Below are 17645 nucleotides of genomic sequence, written 5' to 3' on the forward strand. Positions count from 1 at the left end.
CGCCGGCGTCCCGGAACATTTCAATTTGCCTTGGCATTTAGCAATAGAAGGCAAGGAATTTGAAAAACAAAATATAGATTTACAGTGGACTGATGTCCCCGAAGGAACCGGAAAAATGTGCCAGATGCTTCGTTCTGGGGAAACGGATATCGCCGTCATTCTTACCGAAGGAATCGTGAAAGACATTGTTGCTGGAAATGCCAGCAAGATAGTGCAGGTTTATGTTGAATCGCCTCTGATATGGGGAATCCACGTAGCGGCTCATTCCAGCTACAAGACCCTAGCCGATTTGGAAAACACCAGAATCGCCATTTCACGTTTGGGCTCAGGTTCCCAATTGATGGCCTATGTAAACGCCGCTAATCAAGGCTGGAAAACGGACGATCTCCAATTTGAAATTGTCAACACGATTGACGGAGCGGTGGAAGCCCTCACAAAGGGAACCGCCGATTATTTTATGTGGGAACGATTTATGACCAAACCTTTAGTGGATAAAGGCATTTTTCGAAGAATTGCCGATTGCCCCACGCCTTGGCCTTGCTTTGTAATCGCTGTTCGGGATGCGGTTTTAGAAAAAGATCCCGAAATCATTAAAACCATTCTGGGGGTGATTAATAAAAAAACGGCAACGTTTAAAGACATTCCCAATATAGATAAGACGATTGCGACAAAATTCAGCCAAAAAACGAAGGATATTCAGGAATGGTTGTCACTAACGCAATGGTCGCAAAAACCATTAGCTAATGAAATGTTAAACAAAGTTCAAAATCAGCTGTTTCAACTCAAAATCATCGATAAAAAAGGTACTTTTGATGAAATTGTAAAGGCAATCTAGTTTCTACATTCTTTTGGTTTTCTATGATAAACAGTAAAAAAAATTCTTTTCAAAACATAACGCAAAAACTTCGGGTTAAAAAACCCTGGGATGATGTTATCATTTTTGTTCTGAATGTTTTAATTGCAATTCCTGTTTTTATAATTGTCCATCAAAATTTGATAGAGCTTAAATGGTTTTTTAACATAGACAGAATCCTCATTTTTTTACTGATAATAGTAATTATACAGTTAATATTAAGGCTGTTACGAACGGTGATAATTGTCTGTATTGTCCTATACTTTTTAGTCCTGTTATACGGTACCGCTTCTGGCAATTATGGGTTCAATAGCGTTTATGAGGACTATGACTCGATGATTTACACTATGAATGACAACCCCTTCCCACAGGACATAATCATCGCGAAACTCCTCCCTTTTCCCAATAAATCAAAAATCATTAACGCTATTGATTATCAGAATGCTAAAGTCAGGAATTTTGCTATTATGGCGACATCAAAGAATTTCAAAAACGTAAAGGGGTATTCGGATTACCGAACCATCATTCAATGCTTTGCCGTTTTTAAGGAAATAAATAGCCGCTGGAACTACGTAAGTGATCCAAAAGACACTGATTACATAGCTGCAGCCAGCGAATCATTGGATTATTTTTCCGGGGATTGCGACGACCATTCCATTTTAATGGCGGCGAGCGTAAGAGCCATCGGAGGAACCCCAAGGCTTATTCACACCAAAGGCCACATCTATCCCGAAATATTGATCGGGTCGTTAAACGACCTTGAAACCGTGAATTATTTGATTAAAAATGTTTTGTTCATAAACGAAAGTTACAAGAAACAACTCCATTATCATATCGACGAGCGGGAACAAGTATGGCTGAACCTTGACTATACCGCGAAATACCCTGGTGGCCCTTTCATGTCGGAGGAAATATTAGGAGCTTTGACACTGAATTAATTCGTAGCAAATAAATATTAAGAAATTATAAATGTTGAAATATATTTTATTGATTGTGTCAATAGCAACCATTGGCACAGCGCAAGCACAGAATACAATCAAAGTCCATATTATAGACGCTGATACCCATGAGCCCATAAAGGGTGTGATGGCTAAAATTGAGGAGACTAATTTAGTTTCCAAATCTGATCCTGAAGGAACTGTCGTTTTTGATAATCTACCGGAAGGTGTCTATATTGCTTCTTTTTCTATAGAAGGATATCAGAGCCGCAAGGCATCGTTTGCAATCCCTTTCGCGAACGAATTTCTGGAGATTTCATTAAAAAGTGAGGCTGAAGAGATGGATGAAATTGTTATCACTTCAACCAGAGGAACGAGAACTATCAACAATATTCCCAGCAGAGTGGAGTTTATTGCAGGTGAGGAATTGGAGGAAAAAGCCAATATGAAACCGGGCGATATCCGGATGATGCTTAATGAGAGTACGGGTATCCAAACCCAACAGACATCAGCAACTTCAGGAAATTCTTCCATTAGGATTCAAGGTTTGGACGGTAGGTATACCCAAATATTAAAAGACGGTTTCCCCGTTTTTTCTGGCGCTTCGAGTGGACTCGGATTACTGCAGACCCCGCCATTGGATTTGAAACAAGTTGAAATCATTAAAGGGTCCGCTTCTACTCTATATGGCGGCGGGGCAATTGCCGGTTTAGTCAATCTTATTTCCAAAACCCCGGCCGAGGAAAGGGATTTACGTTTTTTGCTTAATGGCACTTCGGCTCTCGGGTTGGATATTAATGGATTCTATTCACAGCGATTCAATAAAATTGGATTGACCGTTTTTGCATCGCATGATCGCAACGCCCCTTATGACCCTGCGGACATTAAGCTCACTGCCATCCCCAAGTTTGAACGTTTTAATTTTAATCCAAAATTATTCCTTTATTTTAATGAAAACACAAATCTTGATTTTGGCGTAAATGCAGTTTTTGAAAATCGAATTGGTGGAAACATCGATTATATTAAAGACGAAAACAGTTATCCCAACAGTTATTTTGAAAAGAATAAAACGCGGAGACTAAGTACCCAATTTACCATCACCCATATATTCAATAAAAAAGAATCTTTATCGGTCAAAAATAGTTTTAACAATTTTAGCCGTGTCGTAAGCATTCCAGATTATGTTTTTGACGGTTTGCAGAACAGCAGCTTTTCTGAATTGGCATATTCTTATCATGGTGCTACATCGGAATGGGTTATGGGAGCTAATTTATATACCGATAATTTTACTGAAAACAGTACCACTGCTTTTCCCTTGAGGAATTATAAGCAGATAACTTATGGTGCTTTTGCACAAAATACCGTCAAAGCCAACGAATGGCTAGATATTGAAACGGGGCTTAGGGGCGATTACGTTATTGACTATGGATTTGCTCTTTTGCCCAGAGTTTCCGCTTTATTTAGAATTAATAATCAACTTACTAGCAGAATTGGCGGTGGATTGGGTTATAAAACCCCAACTATTTTTAGCGAAGAGAGCGAGCGCATCCAATATCAAAATGTACAGCCCATAAATAGCGATTTCAACAGCCTTGAAAAAAGTTACGGCGTTAATTTCGACATCAATTATAGGACGAACATTACCGATGAAATATCTTTAAGCGTAAATCAGCTATTCTTTTTTACCAATGTTGACAAACCGCTTATCCTAACATCTCTTTCCAATGATAGCCATCAGTTCATAAATGTTGACGGTTATTTGAATACCAGGGGAACCGAAACAAATCTTAAGTTGGGCTATAAAGATTTCAAATTATTTCTTGGTTATACCTACACGGACGCAGCAATAGATAATGCTGGCGTAAAATCTGAAAATCCTTTAACATCCAAACATCGATTAAATAATGTTTTGATGTATGAAGCGGAAGATGAATGGAAAGTAGGATTAGAAGCATATTACTACAGCCCGCAAAAATTAAATGACGGCACTAAAGCAAGGGAATACTGGATTTTCGGTTTAATGATCGAAAAGTTATGGGATAATTTTTCAGTTTACTGCAATTTCGAAAATTATACAGACACAAGGCAAACCAAATTTGGCAGTATATATACTGGAACAATTTCAAATCCTGTTTTCAAAGACATCTATGCTCCCTTAGACGGATTTGTTGTGAATGCAGGAATCAAAATAAAAATTTAAATCAATGGCACCCAATTTTTGGGATTGACTAATTGACTGGTCAATCTCAAATATTGCTTGAAAAATATAAGCATAAAAAAACTCCACTATTTCTAATGGAGTTTTTTGTGGGCAATGAGGGGTTCGAACCCCCGACCCCCTCGGTGTAAACGAGGTGCTCTGAACCAGCTGAGCTAATTGCCCTATCTTACAATTCGAATAATTTCTTACTCTTTATTGCGTGTGCAAATATACATCTAGAATTTGTATTTGCAAGCAAAATTTGAAAATAAATTAATAAAAAATCAGCTCTGATTCCTTTTGTACTCTATTACAACGCATTAATACATTTTTCTGGAATCACTATTTTTTTGTAATGAATCGCTATAGTATTACATTTGTGTCATAAACAACATCTAATGGCAAGGTTCAAAGAAAATGATTTACCAAAATCAAAAATTACCGCAAGTTCACTCAGCAAAGCAACACTTATATTCCAATATGCGGAAAATCACCGCTGGAAATTTTATGTAGGCCTGTTTTTTTTACTGCTTACCGGTGCCACGGCTTTAGCTTTCCCTAAATTGATGGGGATGCTGATCGACTGCGTGAAGAACAAAGATAACACCCAAGCGAACAATATTGCCCTGGTACTGATCGGTATCCTTTTTATGCAATCCATTTTTTCGTTTTTCAGGTTATCCCTATTTATCAATTTCACTGAGCACACCTTAGCCAATCTGAGACTGTCCTTATACAGTAATTTGGTAAAGCTTCCCATGTCATTCTTTTCGCAAAAAAGGGTTGGGGAACTGAACAGCAGGATCAGTTCTGACATCACGCAAATCCAAGACACTTTAACGTCGACGATTGCAGAATTTTTAAGGCAATTTATTTTAATTATAGGTGGAGTCGCCTTATTGGCCACCGAGAGTTTCAAACTGACGTTATTGATGCTGTCTGTCGTTCCTTTGGTGGCTGTGGCCGCCGTTATTTTTGGCCGATTCATTCGTAAATTTTCAAAAAACGTTCAGGATCAGGTGGCCGAGAGCCAAGTGATTGTAGAAGAAACCATGCAAGGCATCAGTATCGTTAAGGCTTTTGCCAATGAATGGTACGAAATTGCCCGTTATAACGGAAAAATTAAGGAAGTGGTTAAGTTAGCCATCAAGGGGGGGAAATACAGAGGATACTTTGCTTCCTTCATCATTTTCTGCCTTTTTGGGGCCATTGTGGCGGTTGTTTGGTTTGGCGTTCGATTGAGCATTAGCGGCGAGATGAGCGTCGGACAATTAATATCTTTTGTCCTCTACTCCACCTTTGTCGGGGCTTCTTTCGGCGGTATCGCAGAATTGTACGCCCAAATTCAAAAAGCAATTGGGGCAACCGAACGTGTTTTTGAATTATTGGAGGAAACTCCAGAAAAAATCAACTCAGAACAGAATGCAGCGCCAATTGAAAAAATAAGGGGAAATGTCACTTTCAAAAATGTAGGTTTCAGCTATCCTTCCAGAAAAGAGATAAAAGTATTAAAAGACGTGAATTTTACGGCGAGTTTTGGTCAGAAAATCGCCATCGTTGGGCCTAGCGGAACAGGTAAATCAACCATTGCTTCCCTATTGCTGCGTTTCTATGATATAGATAGCGGCGAGATTTTGGTTGACGGAAAAAACATTTATGATTTTGACTTGGAAAATCTGAGAGGCAATATGAGTATCGTTCCCCAAGATGTCATTTTATTTGGCGGAACCATTAAGGAAAATATCGCTTACGGAAAACCGGATGCGACCGAAACTGAAATTCTTTTGGCCGCAAAGCAAGCCAACGCCTTAAATTTTATCGAGGGTTTCCCTGAAAAATTCGAAACAATTGTGGGTGAAAGAGGAATCAAACTATCAGGAGGACAAAGGCAGCGTATCGCCATTGCGCGTGCGCTTCTAAAAAACCCCAGTATATTGATCCTTGATGAGGCCACGTCATCACTGGACAGTGAAAGTGAAAAACTGGTTCAGGAAGCTTTAGAGATTTTGATGGAAGGAAGAACGAGCATCATCATAGCGCACCGACTGTCAACCATTCGTAGCGCCGACCAAATTTTGGTACTTGATAATGGTGTGATTTCAGAACAAGGAACACATCAAGAATTGATAATATTAGAGAATGGCATCTATAAAAACTTAAGCAATCTGCAGTTTAGCAACTCCTAAATTCGAATCTATCAGATAATAAAAAAACTCCAATTAGTACAATTGGAGTTTTTTTTATTTAGAAATTATGCGATATGTTTTATAAAACGTATTCGTTATAATCTATTTTCCTTTTCTTCTTTTTCTTTCCGCTTTTATCAACGCCAACTCTCTGCTCGTTTGGCCAGCTACAGAAGTGTTTTCTTCGGCACGACGGATCAGGTACGGCATAACGTCTTTTACGGGTCCGAATGGCAAGTATTTGGCAACGTTGTAGCCATGATCTGCCAGGTTGTAGCTAATATTGTCGCTCATCCCGTATAATTGACCAAACCAAATTCTGTTATCATTTGTTTTGATTCCTTTTTCTTCCATCAACTTCATCAAAAAATAGGTGCTTTCTTCATTATGTGTTCCCGCAAATACTGACATGTTCTCCAAATGATCTACCATATATGATACTGCCGCATCATAATTGACATCGGTAGCTTCTTTGGTGGCGCATATCGGCGAAGGGTATCCTTTGTCTTTTGCACGATCGTTTTCCTTTTCCATGTAAGCACCGCGAACCAATTTCATTCCGATAAAGAATCCTTCTTTTTTAGCTTGCTCATGCAATTTTTTCAAATAATCCAAGCGATCCCATCGGTACATTTGAAGGGTGTTAAAAACAATTGCTTTTTCCTTGTTGTATTTTCGCATCATTTCTGTGACCAAATCATCGGCCGCATCTTGCATCCAGCTTTCTTCAGCGTCAATAAGCAGGGCCACATCTTTTTTGTGGGCTTCACTGCATACGATATCAAAACGGGCTACTACTCGATCCCATTCTGCTTGTTCCTCGGGAGTCAGTTTTTGCTTTTCTCCCAGTTTCTCATACAATTCAAAACGACCAAGCCCAGTTGGTTTAAAAACCGCAAACGGTATTGCCTGACGCTCTTTGGCGAAATCAATAGTTTTTAGGGTCATTTTTAACGCAATATCAAACTGGTCTTCTTCCTCTTTACCTTCCACTGAATAATCCAATACGGAAGAAACCCCTTTAGTGTACATTTTATCAACAACGGAAAGGCAGTCATTTTCGTTGACACCTCCACAAAAATGATCAAAAACAGTGGCGCGTATCAAACCTTCGACAGGCAGATTTACATTCAAGGCAAAATTAGTGACTGCTGCTCCAATTCTTACCAAGGGTTCATTCGAAATCATTTTAAAAAGAAAATAAGCTCTGTCGAGTTCGGTATCGCTTTTTAACGCAAAGGCAACTTGTGTATTATTGAATATTTTTTCCATCGATTGTGATATTTTTGCACAAATATAGCCAGACTTTCCAATATTATTTAGCAAAAATTACCTTATTTTGCAATTCAATTAATCTACCGTTATGCAATCAATACAAGCCGACAATTATCCGATTCATTTTAACGAAAAAGGATATGAAGCCCTAAACCTCCATTTAAAAGGAAATAAGTATTCTAATTTATTTATTATAGTTGACAGCAATACCAATGAGTTTTGTTTGCCAAAATTCCTCCCGCTTATTGAAACCGATTTGACAATAGAGATAATCGAATTCGAAAATGGAGAAGAGAATAAAAACATTGAAACCTGTGTTCAAATTTGGAATGTTTTAACCGAGCTTGGCGCTGACAGGAAAACCTTGATAATCAATCTTGGTGGTGGCGTTGTTACTGATTTGGGCGGTTTTGTGTCTTCAACTTTTAAACGAGGATTAGATTTCATCCACGTTCCAACTACGTTGCTCTCGATGGTAGATGCTTCTGTAGGCGGTAAAAACGGTGTTGATTTGGGTAATTTAAAAAACCAAATTGGTGTTATCAATACACCAAATATGGTGATTATCGACACCCAATATCTTGAAACGCTGCCTCAAAACGAAATGCGCTCGGGACTTGCCGAAATGCTGAAACACGGTCTAATATACGACAAGGCCTATTGGGAACAATTTCTGGACTTGAAAGCCATCGATTTTGCTGATTTTGACGAACTGATATACAGATCTGTAGCCATTAAAAATGAAATCGTCTCGCAAGACCCAACAGAAAAAAACATCCGAAAATCACTAAACTTTGGACACACCCTTGGTCACGCCATTGAAAGCTACTTTTTGGAGAATGAAAATAAGATTACCCTATTGCACGGTGAAGCAATTGCCGTAGGGATGATTTTGGAAAGTTACATTTCAATGGACAAAAAATTGATAAGCAACGAGGAATACAAGCTTATAAAGACAACAATAAAGTCTATCTTTGATAATGTCACGTTTTTTGAGAACGACATTGAACCTATCCTCGAATTACTTATTCATGACAAAAAAAACGAATACGGTACAATTCAGTTTGCTTTGATAGAAGGCATCGGGAAAATTAAAATCAATCAATCTGTTGAAAATGAATTAATTCTTAGGGCATTTAATGATTATAAATCATAATTATTTTTTAGTTAAAAGGATTGCATTACGTATAAATTATTTTTTACATTTGCCGCGATGAAAAACAGTCGAAACCAAAGGAATTATAGCTCATATGAGAACCGAAACAATAGATCTTTTTTAAGGATATTGAAACGTTTGTATTCGATTAAAGAGAACTTCAGTTTTGATCTGTCCCAATATTTAAAAGTGGACCACGAAAAGCTTCAGATTATATATGCAAATATTAGGGTTTGAATTTTAGCTTATTTTATTTCAATTTAATCAATCTAAAACACTAAAAGCTAAATGAATACCAAATATTCTGACTTAATAAATCAAACGTATTACTTCCCACAAGAAGAATTTAAATTAAACAAAGACAACCTTCAGTTTCACAATATTGATTTGATGAAATTGGTAGAACAGTATGGTACCCCTTTAAAATTCACCTACCTGCCTCAAATTTCCAATAACATCAACAAGGCCAAAAGCTGGTTTCGTAAATCGATGGAAAAAAACAAATATGAGGCAAAATACTTTTACTGTTATTGCACGAAAAGCTCACACTTTGAGTTCGTAATGAACGAAGCTTTCAAGAACAATATTCATGTTGAAACCTCTTCGGCATTTGATATCAATATTGTTGAAAACCTGATGGCCAACGGCAAAATCAACAAAAGCACTTATGTAATTTGTAACGGCTTCAAAAGAGACCAATACATTGAAAATATTGCGCGTTTAATCAATAACGGGCACAAAAACACTATTCCAATTATTGACAACTTCGAAGAATTAGACTTGCTTCAAGCTGAAATCAAAGGAAAGTTCAAAATCGGGATCCGTATTGCTGCCGAAGAAGAGCCGAAATTTGAGTTCTATACTTCCAGACTTGGAATCGGATATAAAAACATCGTGAGTTTTTACAAAAAACAAATTCAGGACAACGACAAGTTAGAACTGAAAATGTTGCACTTTTTTATTAATACAGGTATCAATGATACTGCCTATTACTGGAATGAGTTGGTAAAATGTATAAAAGTATACATCGCGCTAAAAAAGGAATGCCCAACATTGGACGGATTGAATATTGGCGGAGGATTCCCTATCAAAAACTCGTTGGCGTTTGAGTATGATTACCAGTACATGATTGATGAGATCATCAACCAAATAAAAATTGCCTGCGACGAAGCAGAGGTCGATGTGCCAAATATTTTTACCGAATTTGGATCGTTCACCGTTGGCGAAAGTGGTGGTGCTATTTATCAAATATTGTATCAAAAACAGCAAAATGACAGGGAGAAATGGAACATGATCGACTCCTCTTTCATTACCACCTTACCGGACACCTGGGCAATCAACAAACGTTTCATAATGCTGGCTATCAACCGTTGGAATGATACTTACGAAAGAGTATTATTAGGTGGAATGACTTGCGACAGTGATGACTACTACAACTCTGAGCAAAACATGAATGCCATCTACTTGCCAAAATACAACAAGGAAAAGCCACTGTATATCGGTTTTTTTAATACGGGAGCTTATCAGGAAACAATAGGCGGATACGGAGGCTTGCACCACTGCTTGATTCCCCAACCAAAACACATTTTGATTGATCGAGATGAAAATGGAATATTGGCGACTGAGGTCTTTTCAGAGCAGCAAACTTCTGATGACGTATTAAAAATTTTAGGTTACGACAAAAAATAAACAATAAATACACAAATAGTAAACTTAAAAAATCATTATATTTGATTGTATTCAATTAATTGATTTTTAAATCTTTAAACCCCATAAAATGAGTAAAGGACCTATAAGTCAGTTTATAGAAAAGCATTATTTGCATTTCAATTCTGCGGCTTTAGTAGATGCAGCAAAAGGCTATGAAGAACAGCTTGCTAATGGAGCTAAAATGATGGTAACTCTTGCTGGAGCAATGAGTACAGCCGAAATCGGAAAGATTTTTGCAGAAATGATTCGTCAAGACAAAGTGCAAATCATATCTTGTACGGGTGCAAATTTAGAAGAAGACATCATGAACTTGGTAGCTCATTCACACTATGAAAGAGTACCAAACTACCGTGATTTAACTCCAGAACAAGAATGGGATTTACTTGAAAGAGGGTTAAATCGAGTAACGGATACTTGTATTCCTGAGCATGAAGCATTCCGTCGCTTACAAAAGCATATTTACAAAATTTGGAAAGATGCAGATGATAAGGGAGAACGTTATTTACCGCATGAATTTATGTACAAAATGCTTTTATCAGGCGTTTTAGAAGAATATTACGAAATTGATTTGAAAGACAGCTGGATGTACGCTGCAGCAGAAAAAAACTTACCAATTATCTGTCCAGGATGGGAAGACAGTACCATGGGGAATATTTTTGCTTCATATGTCATTAAAGGAGATTTAAAAGTTTCTACGATGAAATCTGGAATAGAATACATGACATTTTTAGCAGATTGGTATCCAAAAAATTCAGCTAATGGAGTTGGATTTTTCCAAATTGGTGGTGGTATAGCTGGAGATTTCCCGATTTGTGTGGTGCCGATGTTGTACCAAGATATGGAAATGCCAGAAACACCTTTTTGGAGTTATTTCTGCCAGATTTCAGATTCCACGACCAGCTACGGTTCTTATTCCGGAGCGGTGCCAAATGAAAAAATTACTTGGGGTAAGTTAGACATTAAAACGCCTAAGTTCATTATTGAGTCCGATGCTACAATTGTGGCACCTTTAATTTTTGCTTATTTATTAGATCTATAGAATATCCTTATGAAAAGAGTAATTGTTGATTACGCAAAACTTACCAATGAAATTTTAAACCTTTTGGTAGAAAAATTCCCCGATGGTTATGACGATTCTAACATTGTGCGTTTTAGAAATGCCAAAAACGAATTAATTGAAGCTGTTGAAGTTCGCACTGATGACACTATTTACTTAGTGAAAGTAAGTACTAAACTTGCGGATCGAATTGAAAACTACGATGAAGACGAAGAAATCGACGATGTTATCGAGCCAATCATCCCAATGAAAGCACTTGGAATGGACGACGATGACATGGATGATGAAGACGATGACGATGATAACCATGACAGACCCGATGTTGATGAGGATGACGAAGATTCTGATGACTCTGACTATTCCGAGGATGAAGATGATGACAAAGACGAAGATTAAATTTAAATAATTTCAAGAAAAGGAACTCACAACGGGTTCCTTTTTTTTATCGGATCAAAATTATAAAAATTAGCATTAGCCAATGCAACAATAGTTCCTAATGATTACATCCCAAATATTACATAAAACGCTGAAGGAAAATTTTGGTTTTGAAAAATTCAGAGTCAATCAAGAGCAAGTAATAAATACAATTTTGTCCGGTCAAGATACTTTGGCAATTATGCCTACAGGCGGAGGAAAATCGATTTGTTTTCAATTGCCTGCATTACTGTTTCCTGGCATAACTATAGTGATTTCTCCATTGATTGCCTTGATGAAAGATCAGGTGGACAGTTTGAAAGCAAACGGAATCCAAGCTTGTTTTATCAATAGCACCCAAACGGATGCGGAACAGCAATCACATATTCAGAATTTGAAAGATAATAAAGTCAAGCTTGTTTATGTGGCTCCAGAAAGTTTATCCTATTTGGAAAATGTATTTAGTCAGATAACCATAAGCCTGATCGCAATTGACGAGGCGCATTGCATTTCCTCTTGGGGACATGACTTCCGTCCCGCCTATACCAATTTGGGATATCTGAAAAATCGCTTCCCTTCTACTCCAATCTTGGCTTTAACTGCGACAGCCGATAAAGCTACACGTAAGGACATTAGCCAACAACTCAACTTAAAAAATCCTAAGTCGTTCATCTCCTCTTTTGACAGGAAAAACCTAAGTTTAGAAGTTCGCCCAGCACTTGATAGGGTCAAACAGATTATTGACTTCATCGCTAATAAACCGCTAGAATCGGGAATCGTTTATTGCTTGAGCAGGAAAACCACCGAAGAGCTTGCCGAGAAACTTCAGAAAGCGGGCATTAAAGCAAAAGCCTATCACGCAGGTTTGGACAACATGACTCGCGCTACAACACAAGATGAATTTATAAATGACGATTGCCAGGTGGTTTGCGCCACTATTGCCTTTGGAATGGGGATCGACAAGTCCAATGTGCGTTGGGTGATCCATTACAACTTGCCAAAAAATATTGAAGGCTACTATCAGGAGATTGGTCGTGCTGGACGCGATGGATTGCCGTCAGAAACCATACTGTTTGAAAGTTATGGCGATGTAATCCAATTGCAAAAATTCGCCTCCCAAGGCATGAACGCCGAAGTACAGCTGGCGAAACTCGAAAGAATGAAGCAGTACGCCGATGCCTTGAGTTGCCGCAGGAAAATTTTGTTGTCCTATTTTGGCGAACTGGTGACCGAAAATTGCGGCAACTGCGATATTTGCAAAAACCCACCAGCCTTTTTTGACGGTACAGTAATAGCCCAAAAAGCGTTGTCCGCCATCATCCGTTTGCAGGAATTGGAACCATTACCTGTAATTGTTGATTTCCTGAGAGGCTCCAAAAACGCTTATATTTACGAAAAAGAATATCAAAACCTAAAAACATATGCAGTAGGCGCCGATATATCTTGGTATGACTGGAATCAATACATCATTCAACTCATAAATCAAGGCTATTGCGAAATTGCTTTCCATCAGCAAAACAAAATAAGACTCACCACATTGGCACGCGAAGTTCTATTTGAAGGGGACAAAGTACAACTTACCACGGTTCAAAAAAATACCGTTTCGGAAACGGATGTCAAAGAGCTAAAAAGCAAATCTACCACCAACTCTCTTTTTGAAAAATTAAGAAAATTGCGTTATGAAATTTCGAAAGAGGAAAGCGTTCCCGCATACGTGATTTTTAGTGATGCGGCTTTGCGCCAAATGGAAACCAAAAGACCCATGAGTGATGATGAATTGATCGCTATTGATGGGGTTGGGAAAGCAAAACTGGAAAAATATGGAGATGCATTTATAAATGCCATCATCGAATTCCAGAAGAATAAAACGGTAAAACCAAAAAAGGAAGCTGGAACTTATAAGGAAACGCTGCTATTGTTCCAAAGCGGATTAAGCGTCGACGAAATCGCATTAAAAAGAAAATTGGGTTTGGGAACAATAATGTCTCATTTGGCAAAATTATATTCAGACGGGGAGACAATCGATTTGCACCAATTTGTTTCCATGAAAGAAGTGGAACTTATTCATAAAGCCCATATAAAACTACAGAAACCGACTACCTTAAAACCCTATTTTGAATACCTCGACGAAAAGCTTGGGTACGACAAAATAAGATTGGCCTTGGCGATAATAGAAAAAGAAAACAGACCTAATTAAGCAAGACAGATGATCACTTCGTTTCCTCCTTTCGTGAATTCCGATACCGAAATCCTGATTTTGGGAACCATGCCAGGCATTGCTTCCCTTGAGAAGCAAGAATACTATGCCCATCCGAGAAATCATTTTTGGAAAATAATCTATACGCTGTTTGACAAGCGGCCCGTTTCGGTCTTTTTTAATGAAAAAATAGAGTTTTTGCAAAGCCACAGAATTGGGTTGTGGGACGTTTTGGGAAATTGCGAAAGAAAGGGAAGTTTAGACATTCATATTAAAAATCAAACTGAAAATGATTTCGAAAGTTTGTTTCAAAAATTTCCCCGAATTACCAAAATAGTATTCAATGGGAAAGAAAGCCATCGCTATTTCGTCAAGAAATTTGGACAAATAGAAGGCATCACCTATTATGTGATGCCTTCCACAAGCCCTGCAAATACAACGTCTTTTGAAAACAAGCTTAATACCTGGTCAAGCTGTTTACAATAATTTACAAATATCTTTCCTGAAAAATCTTTTGGTGGTGTTTTTGGTGCCCAATGAGGATAAAGCCAATAGCACGAACTGACATGGCACTATTGGAAGCGGTGCCGATTAGTTTTAGCTGTTCCTCTGAAAAACTTTTAAACAAAGAAAGACTAGACTGTCTGACAATGGCCATTTCAGTCAACAATTCCTGTAGGTTTCGTGCGTTCGCGTTGGTATTCTCAACATAATAGTTCTCGTCAAAACCAGGCAAAGACGTCATATCGTTTCTAGAAATTCGCATCGCACGATAGCTAAACACACGCTCGGCATCAATAAGGTGTTGAATAATTTCTTTTATCGTCCATTTGCCTTCGGCATAGCGATAATCAAATTTATCCATGGGAATGTTCTGTACAAATTTGATGAATTCATGTACGCAAATCTCTAACTCTTCTATCAATTCTACATTATCTAAAGCTTGTATATAGCTCGCGTAATAAGGAGCATATTCACTAACAGGCAATTGGTTTGATTTCATTTTTATCTGGTTTTATGCTGAATTTCTACTTGCGTTTGTATTTCCAAAAAGAGAACGCATCACTATTTTTTCGTACACTTTAATTAAGTCTTCGTTAGGAGATGTTTCTTTATTAAGCTCATTTATTCTTAGTAAAGCATATTGCTGTATTGTCAATAATGGCAGTACAATACGCTCTCTGATCTGAATCGATGCTTTGCCGTCAGGATAGTTTTCCATAAGTTCTTTATGACCTGCTATTTTCAATAATAGCCTCTTGGATTCCAAAAATTCATCATAAATTATTTGCCAAAAAGGACCAAATTCGGGGTCTTTTTTCATGTATGCCGTAAGCGGAAAGAAAGACTTGGCCAAAGACATCATGCTATTCTCCAGTAGCGTTTTAAAAAACAAAGAGTTGTCGTACAAATCCTGAACTTTATCCCATTGACCTATATCTTCAAAATGCTTCAAGGCGGTTCCCACTCCGAAAAATCCGGGAACATTTTGCTTTAATTGACTCCAAGAACCCACAAAAGGGATTGCTCTTAGGTCTTTAAAGTCCAATTGTTCGGACTTACTTCTTTTGGAAGGGCGGCTTCCGATATTGGTTTTAGCGTAATATTTCAAGGTGCTCATTTGTTCCAAATATGGAATAAATTTGGGATGGTTCTTAAAGCTTAAATACTTCTCGTACCCCAAATTGGCTAATTGGCCCATCACCGCTTTCTCATCAATCGACAATTCATTTTTATTTTTACTGAACACCTGGTTTGTAACACCTGCACTCAATAAATTCTCCAGATTATAGCGGCAGGAATCCAATGTTCCAAAATTAGAACTTATCGTTTGCCCCTGAACCGTAATTTGAATCTCTTTGTTTTCTATCGTTGGCCCTAAGGATGCATAAAACTTATGAGTTTTACCACCGCCTCGCGCTGGAGGCCCTCCACGTCCGTCGAAAAAGATCACATGAACGCCGTATTTCCTCGACATTGCGGTAAGCTCCTCTTTGGCCTTATAAATACTCCAATTCGCCATTAAATAGCCTCCATCTTTTGTCCCGTCAGAAAAACCAAGCATAATGGTTTGCTTCATGCCTCTGTTTTCTAAATGCTCGGCATACATCGGATTCGTATACAATTGCTCCATAATGTTGTGCGCATTCATCAAATCGTCAACAGATTCGAACAAAGGAACGACATCAACCGTAGGTTTTTCCCAATCGCTTAAACGGATTAAAGCAAAAGTTTCCATTACATTAAGGGCACTTTCGTTATTACTGATGATATAGCGATTAGCACCAAGTTCTCCATTATTTTCCTGGATAACCTTTATGGCTTGGATCGATTCGATAGTTGATTTTGTAATTTCGTTTTCAAAATCATTTGGATTAAGATTTCCCTTGACATTTGACAATACCTCAAATTTCTCCGTTTCCGTTAAATCATAATAATTTTCAGGAAAAACAGCTGCATTCGAATTTAAGTAATATTGATGCACGTCCTTAAAAACCGCATCGTGTATCCTGCTGTTCTGACGGATATCTAAAGTTGCAAAATGAAACCCGAACAAATTGACCTTTATCAGGAGCGCCTCCAATTCGTCCAAATAAAGAGATTGGTGCTGCTCAATTATGATGGTTTTAATTTTATTCAACTGCGATTTAAACTCTTCTAAAGTGATGTATATTTCTCCTTTTGAATAAAAAACGGAGCGGTAAAGCTTATGTTCAAGTTCAGAAACCAAAACATCTACACCTGAGAACGTTAGTTTCCTCTTCAAACTTCTTATTTCTATGTAATAGCACTTCAAAATGGAAGTCCTTAAACGCTCGGCAACATTCAAAGTGATTTCAGTGGTAACAAATGGATTACCATCACGATCCCCACCTGGCCAAAAACCTAGTTTGATTAGTGAATTTTGAATCGAATTGCCATGAAAAACATTTTTTTGAAGGTAATGCACCATGTCTCCCGAGGTACCGTAAAACACATTCTCAAGATACCAAATCAAGCTTACCGCCTCATCAAAAGGGTTTGGTTTTTCTTGTTTTATAAAAGGAGTCTTGCCCAGTTGGGCCAGAAGTTCCTTGATATCCAGCAAATTATTATCTCGAATGGCATCCGTCAAATCATTGATGATTCCCAAAACGGAACCCGGGTAAAACTGGGTCGGATGAGCGGTTAACACTGTTCTTACATTAAAATCTTCCAGGAAATCGATCAACTCTTCCCTCTTTCCTTTTGCATCGGCCTTTTCTTTGATATCCCTTAACGAACCCCTACCCTCCATATTATTCACAACCGGAAAAGCGGCATCTTCTACGGCATCGAATAAAACTATCTGACGTTCAATATATTGAATAAAACGAAACATCAAATCAATTTTATCAGACTCGACATCGCTGTGCAAATAATTTTTAGAGAAAGACTCGATGATTTCTTTGGGGGTTTCCAGTTTTCTGAATCCACTTTCACAAACATCTGTAAAAAGCGGAAGCAAGGCTCCTGTATTGTCTATAGACTGAAAAGGCAAAGTGATAAAAACACTATTGTATATATTATATTTAGAAAGGACGTTTTGGTTAAAACGTTCTATTTTAGGGAGCGTATACATAATTTTGTTACAGTTGGTTTGGTTTAGCGGAAAATAGTTATAAAAAAATAACCCCAAG

The 17645-nt window shown here is 37.9% G+C and carries 13 protein-coding genes and 1 tRNA gene; 10 read left to right on the forward strand and 4 right to left on the reverse strand.

Translation table 11 applies throughout. The features are described 5' to 3' along the window. From VIH09_RS12450 to VIH09_RS12460, 3 genes are all read left to right on the forward strand, one after another. On the forward strand, positions 1-835 hold an 835-nt coding region (locus VIH09_RS12450; protein ID WP_331581467.1), incomplete at its 5' end, for a substrate-binding domain-containing protein. Between the two features lie 23 nt (positions 836-858). Further along, on the forward strand, positions 859-1791 hold the full coding sequence (locus VIH09_RS12455; RefSeq protein ID WP_331581469.1) for a transglutaminase: 933 nt from the start codon (positions 859-861) through the stop codon (positions 1789-1791). 31 nt (positions 1792-1822) lie between these two features. Then, positions 1823-3991, forward strand: a complete 2169-nt coding sequence (locus VIH09_RS12460; RefSeq protein WP_331581471.1) for a TonB-dependent receptor — start codon at positions 1823-1825, stop codon at positions 3989-3991. A 108-nt stretch (positions 3992-4099) separates the two neighbouring features. Here the strand turns inward: VIH09_RS12460 and VIH09_RS12465 are convergent. After that, positions 4100-4174 (reverse strand) — tRNA-Val (locus VIH09_RS12465). A 215-nt stretch (positions 4175-4389) separates the two neighbouring features. Between VIH09_RS12465 and VIH09_RS12470 the strand changes: the two genes are divergently transcribed. Continuing rightward, complete coding sequence (locus VIH09_RS12470; protein ID WP_331581473.1) at positions 4390-6177, forward strand: ABC transporter ATP-binding protein; 1788 nt, start codon at positions 4390-4392, stop codon at positions 6175-6177. A 102-nt stretch (positions 6178-6279) separates the two neighbouring features. Here VIH09_RS12470 and VIH09_RS12475 read toward each other — a convergent pair whose 3' ends face one another. Then, positions 6280-7449, reverse strand: coding sequence for a proline dehydrogenase family protein (locus VIH09_RS12475; protein WP_331581475.1), 1170 nt, complete (start codon positions 7447-7449; stop codon positions 6280-6282). A 91-nt stretch (positions 7450-7540) separates the two neighbouring features. On the opposite strand from VIH09_RS12475, the gene aroB reads away from it, so the two are divergent. The 6 genes from aroB to VIH09_RS12505 all read left to right on the forward strand — a co-directional run bounded on the left by aroB (position 7541) and on the right by VIH09_RS12505 (position 14472). Continuing rightward, positions 7541-8608: a 3-dehydroquinate synthase gene (gene aroB / locus VIH09_RS12480; protein ID WP_331581477.1), complete on the forward strand. Its 1068-nt coding sequence runs from the start codon at positions 7541-7543 to the stop codon at positions 8606-8608. 288 nt (positions 8609-8896) lie between these two features. Beyond that, positions 8897-10297 (forward strand): arginine decarboxylase, encoded by a 1401-nt coding sequence (locus VIH09_RS12485; protein WP_331581479.1) that lies wholly within the window; start codon positions 8897-8899, stop codon positions 10295-10297. An 88-nt stretch (positions 10298-10385) separates the two neighbouring features. Then, on the forward strand, positions 10386-11357 hold the full coding sequence (locus tag VIH09_RS12490; protein ID WP_331581481.1) for a deoxyhypusine synthase family protein: 972 nt from the start codon (positions 10386-10388) through the stop codon (positions 11355-11357). A 9-nt stretch (positions 11358-11366) separates the two neighbouring features. After that, positions 11367-11771: a DNA primase gene (locus VIH09_RS12495; protein WP_331581483.1), complete on the forward strand. Its 405-nt coding sequence runs from the start codon at positions 11367-11369 to the stop codon at positions 11769-11771. A gap of 100 nt (positions 11772-11871) precedes the next feature. Next, positions 11872-13986, forward strand: a complete 2115-nt coding sequence (gene recQ / locus VIH09_RS12500; RefSeq protein WP_331581485.1) for a DNA helicase RecQ — start codon at positions 11872-11874, stop codon at positions 13984-13986. Between the two features lie 9 nt (positions 13987-13995). After that, on the forward strand, positions 13996-14472 hold the full coding sequence (locus tag VIH09_RS12505) for a DNA-deoxyinosine glycosylase (protein ID WP_331581487.1): 477 nt from the start codon (positions 13996-13998) through the stop codon (positions 14470-14472). Position 14473: 1 nt separating this feature from the next. Here VIH09_RS12505 and VIH09_RS12510 read toward each other — a convergent pair whose 3' ends face one another. Next, a complete protein-coding gene (locus VIH09_RS12510; protein WP_331581489.1) occupies positions 14474-14989 on the reverse strand; it encodes a DinB family protein in 516 nt (171 codons plus the stop codon). Between the two features lie 12 nt (positions 14990-15001). Further along, positions 15002-17587 (reverse strand): phosphoenolpyruvate carboxylase, encoded by a 2586-nt coding sequence (locus VIH09_RS12515; protein WP_331581491.1) that lies wholly within the window; start codon positions 17585-17587, stop codon positions 15002-15004. Positions 17588-17645 lie beyond the last annotated feature (58 nt).

The organism is Flavobacterium sp., assembly GCF_036515215.1.
Lineage (GTDB): Bacteria > Bacteroidota > Bacteroidia > Flavobacteriales > Flavobacteriaceae > Flavobacterium.